This is a genomic window from Amycolatopsis pithecellobii, from assembly GCF_009707865.1.
Lineage (GTDB): Bacteria > Actinomycetota > Actinomycetes > Mycobacteriales > Pseudonocardiaceae > Amycolatopsis_E > Amycolatopsis_E pithecellobii.
Genome location: NZ_WMBA01000130.1, coordinates 1 through 3,632 on the forward strand (window position 1 = coordinate 1; position 3,632 = coordinate 3,632).

Annotated in this window: 4 protein-coding genes; all 4 read right to left on the reverse strand. The window is 70.6% G+C overall.

Annotation, left to right across the window (positions count from 1 at the left end):
- Positions 1-49 precede the first annotated feature (49 nt).
- Positions 50-1,009, reverse strand: a complete 960-nt coding sequence (locus tag GKO32_RS37655; RefSeq protein WP_154761685.1) for an AAA family ATPase — start codon at positions 1,007-1,009, stop codon at positions 50-52.
- The gene (locus GKO32_RS37660; protein ID WP_312869281.1) at positions 1,006-2,112 is read right to left on the reverse strand and encodes a DUF4350 domain-containing protein; all 1,107 of its coding nucleotides are present in this window, start codon (positions 2,110-2,112) and stop codon (positions 1,006-1,008) included. The genes GKO32_RS37655 and GKO32_RS37660 overlap by 4 nt, the downstream gene beginning before the upstream one ends.
- On the reverse strand, positions 2,109-2,744 hold the full coding sequence (locus GKO32_RS37665; RefSeq protein WP_312869282.1) for a DUF4129 domain-containing protein: 636 nt from the start codon (positions 2,742-2,744) through the stop codon (positions 2,109-2,111). The genes GKO32_RS37660 and GKO32_RS37665 overlap by 4 nt, the downstream gene beginning before the upstream one ends.
- The coding region (locus GKO32_RS38275; protein ID WP_166459857.1) for a DUF7847 domain-containing protein at positions 2,741-3,632 on the reverse strand (892 nt) is incomplete at its 5' end. The genes GKO32_RS38275 and GKO32_RS37665, both read right to left, overlap by 4 nt.

Here is a 3,632-nt window from a genome sequence, read left to right on the forward strand (position 1 = left end):
ACCATCGACTTCGCCCGGGTCACCACCGGACCGCCGCAAGACGTTGTCATCACCTTGGCACCGGGACTGTCGCGAGCACCCGGTCCAGGACACCGTCCGCCGTGGCGCCTTCCAGTTCCGCCTCCGGGCGCAGGTCCAGCCGGTGCCGCAAAGCCGGGCGCGCCAACGATTTTACGTCATCCGGCGTCGCATAGTCGCGGCCGGCGAGCCACGCCCAAGCCCGCGTCGCCGCCAGCAAAGCCGTTGCGCCGCGCGGAGAAACCCCCAGGCGCACCGAGGGCAAAGACCGTGTCGTCCGGCACAGGTCCACGATGTAGCCCAGCACCTGCTGGTTCACGACCACCATGCCCACCGCCTCCCGCGCCGCCGCCAGGTGCGACGCGCCCGCGACCGGGCGCACACCCGCCGCGCGCAGGTCGCCCGGGTCGAAACCGGCCGCGTGCCGCAACAAAATCCCGATCTCGTCCTCGCGCGACGGCGTCGGCACCGTCAGCTTCACCAGGAACCGGTCCAGCTGCGCCTCCGGCAACGCGTAAGTTCCTTCGTATTCAACAGGATTCTGCGTCGCGATCACGATGAACGGGTCCGGCAGCGCTCGCGCCTTTCCCTCCACCGAAACCTGCCGCTCCTGCATCGCCTCCAGCAAAGCCGACTGCGTCTTCGGCGGCGTCCGGTTGATTTCGTCGGCCAGCAACAGGTTCGTGAACACCGGCCCCTCGCGGAACGCGAACTCCCCCGAGTCGTACACGATCGAACCCGTCACGTCGCCGGGCATCAGGTCCGGCGTGAACTGGATCCGCGCCGTACCGACATCCAGCGCCGCCGCCAAAGCCCGCACCAGCAACGTTTTCGCCACCCCCGGCACGCCTTCGAGCAGCACATGCCCCCGGCACAGCAACGCGATGATCAACCCGGTGACGGCGGCATCATTGCCCACCACCGCTTTGCCGACCTCCGCGCGCAACGCCAGCAACGCCTCACGGGCACCCACGGCCGCCTCAGTGGTCAAGATCCTCGTACCTCCCTCTCCAACCGGTCGAGTTCATCGGCGAGCCGGACCAGCGACGCATCGTCGTCCGGAGCCGGCCCGTACAACAGCGCCCCGGCATCACGGCCGGTCCTGGCGCCGATCGCACTGACTACCGCGGCGGGTTCGGCACCCGCGCCGAGCCCGAGCACCGGCCGCAGCCGCTCGATCGCCGCCGACCGCAACAATCCCCCGGCGTGCGCGGCCGAACCCGAGCGCCGGTACAACCGGGCCCGCCCTTCCGTCGTCTCGGCGGATCGCACCACGACCGGCAATGGTTCAACCACAACGGGCCCCAGTCGCCTCGCCCGCCACAACGCAAACAAAAACCCCGCCACCGCAAGCTGAATCGCGCCGAACAACCAGCCACGCGGCAACAGATCCGTCAGCGACCGCTCCGAAACCCCGGCCGCGGGATCACCCGGCGACGGCACATACCAGACAAGCGTGCCGTGCCGCCCCAGCAACCGCAGCGCGAGCGCCGCGTCACCCTCGTCGGCCAGCCGTTCGTTCGTCAACGGCGCGCCGTCCCCAAGCAGCGTGGTACTTCCGGTGACCTGCACCAAAGAACCGCCATAACACGACCGGCCCCGTTCGTGCGCCTCATATTCGAGACCGCCGAGCACAACGTTTCCCGCGGCCACAGCCGCCGCGACCGTGCACCCCGGCGAACGCACGGTGACGTTGCGCTGCCCGCGCACCACCACGCCGGGCAGCAGCAGATCGAGAATTTCCTGTCCTGGCGCGACGAACACGGCGTCCGCGACCTGCCCGCGCAGCCGGCCGAGCTGCGCGGGGCCGACCAGACCCGGCTCGGTCACGAGCAGTGTCGCGTCATCACTGAGCGCGGCTTCGGTTTCCGCGAGCGTGTGTACCGGCACGACACGAATTCCCTGCTGTGCCAACAGGTTCGCGAGCGCACGCGAGCCGCCCGGGTCCGCCGACCCCGGGTCGAGCGCGCCGTGCGTGCCGCTGTCCCTGGCCAGCATGAGCGCGATCGCACCCAGCACGAGCACCACCGCGATGAACACCGGCGCCCGTGCGGCACGCCAGATCCGCCGCGCGTCAGGAGAAACCGTTGTCACGTAAGGACTCCCGGACGTTCCCGGTGCACCAGATCGTCGAGCGCGACGAGGCGCCGGTAGTCATCGCCGGTCGCGGGCCGGTCGCCGTAGTGCACGTCGTCGAACAACCGTGCCGCCGCGGCCAGCTCTTCGCGGGCGGCCGGCAGCCGGACGGCCGCGTCGCGCGCGGCCTCATCAGCGGTGCGCCCGGAAAGCGCTTCCAGGACCTCGCGCTCCTCCAGGCCACGCACGACCGCCCGGAACCGCTCACGGACAGCCGCGGCGAAATCCCCTGCCACGAAAGCACTTTCGGCTGCCTGCCGGTATTCATGCGCCGTCCGAGCCCGGTCCTCGAACACCATCGCGGGCACCCGCGTGTTACGGGACAGCTTTCCGACCCGCAACCGGACCACGACCGCCACCAGCACGAGCACCGCCAGCAACACCAGCAGGCCCAGCGGACCACCGGGCACGGCGGCGGATGCCGCGTCGAACAGGTCGGACAGCCGCTGCCCGAGCCAGTTCAGGATCCGGTTGACCAGGCCGGGATCGGCCGCGTGGTACTCCGCTTTGGCCAGCTCGGCGGCCGCCGCGCGCTGCGCCGCGTCCCGGTCGATGATGATCGGGACGTCGGCGAGCAGCCAGAAGATCACTGCGCCATGCCGGCGGAACGGGCCAGCTGGATGTCCATGCCCTCCTTGCGCATCCGCTGGTCGATGTACAGCAGCGCGGTCGCCGCGGCGGTGAACGGCCCGACGATGGTGTCCGCGATGACGGTGCCGAGCGAGCCCAGCAGCTGGCTGCCGACGGACTGGTTCGCCACGTCCTCGGCGTTGGACGTGAAGAGTCCGACGCCGAACGGGATTTCGATGACGGTGCTGATGATCAGCGCCGCGATCCCGGCGAGCAGCAGGACGCCGAACACGCGCCACCAGCTGCCCACCACCAGCCGCCACGACCGCCGCATGGCCGCCCCGATACCCGCGCGTTCCAGCACGAGGGCGGGCGCGGCCAGGTTGAGCATCACCCACAGCCAGATCCCGGGAATGACCAGGAACACCGAGGCCACCGCGACGATGAGGGTGACCAGCACGGTCAGTCCCAGCAGCGGTAACAGGCGGGGACGCAGCTCGGCGAGCGAATCGCGGAGGGTGACCGGGCGGCCGAGCACCGCCTGGCCGACGACGACCGTGATGAACCCGGCGAGGAACGTGTGGATCAGCAGGGAGATCACCACGAGGGCGCCGAGGGACGTGGCCAGGCTGCCGAACGCCTGGCGCAGCCACTCCACCTGCTCCTGCTGGGTCGCCGCGGGGCCGAGCTGCGCCGGGATGGGGTTGGCACTGAGCAGCCAGTTCGAGACGGCCAGGTTCAACGCGGCGGCGACCACCGCGACGACCGCGGACACCCCGAAGACGAGCGCCGGGTGCCGTCGCATCGTCTGCACGGAGCCGTCCAGGATCTCGCCGACGGTCAGCGGGCGCAGCGGGATCACACCCGGCTTGCCGTACCCACGGCCGGGCTCCGGGGCGGGTGGCGGC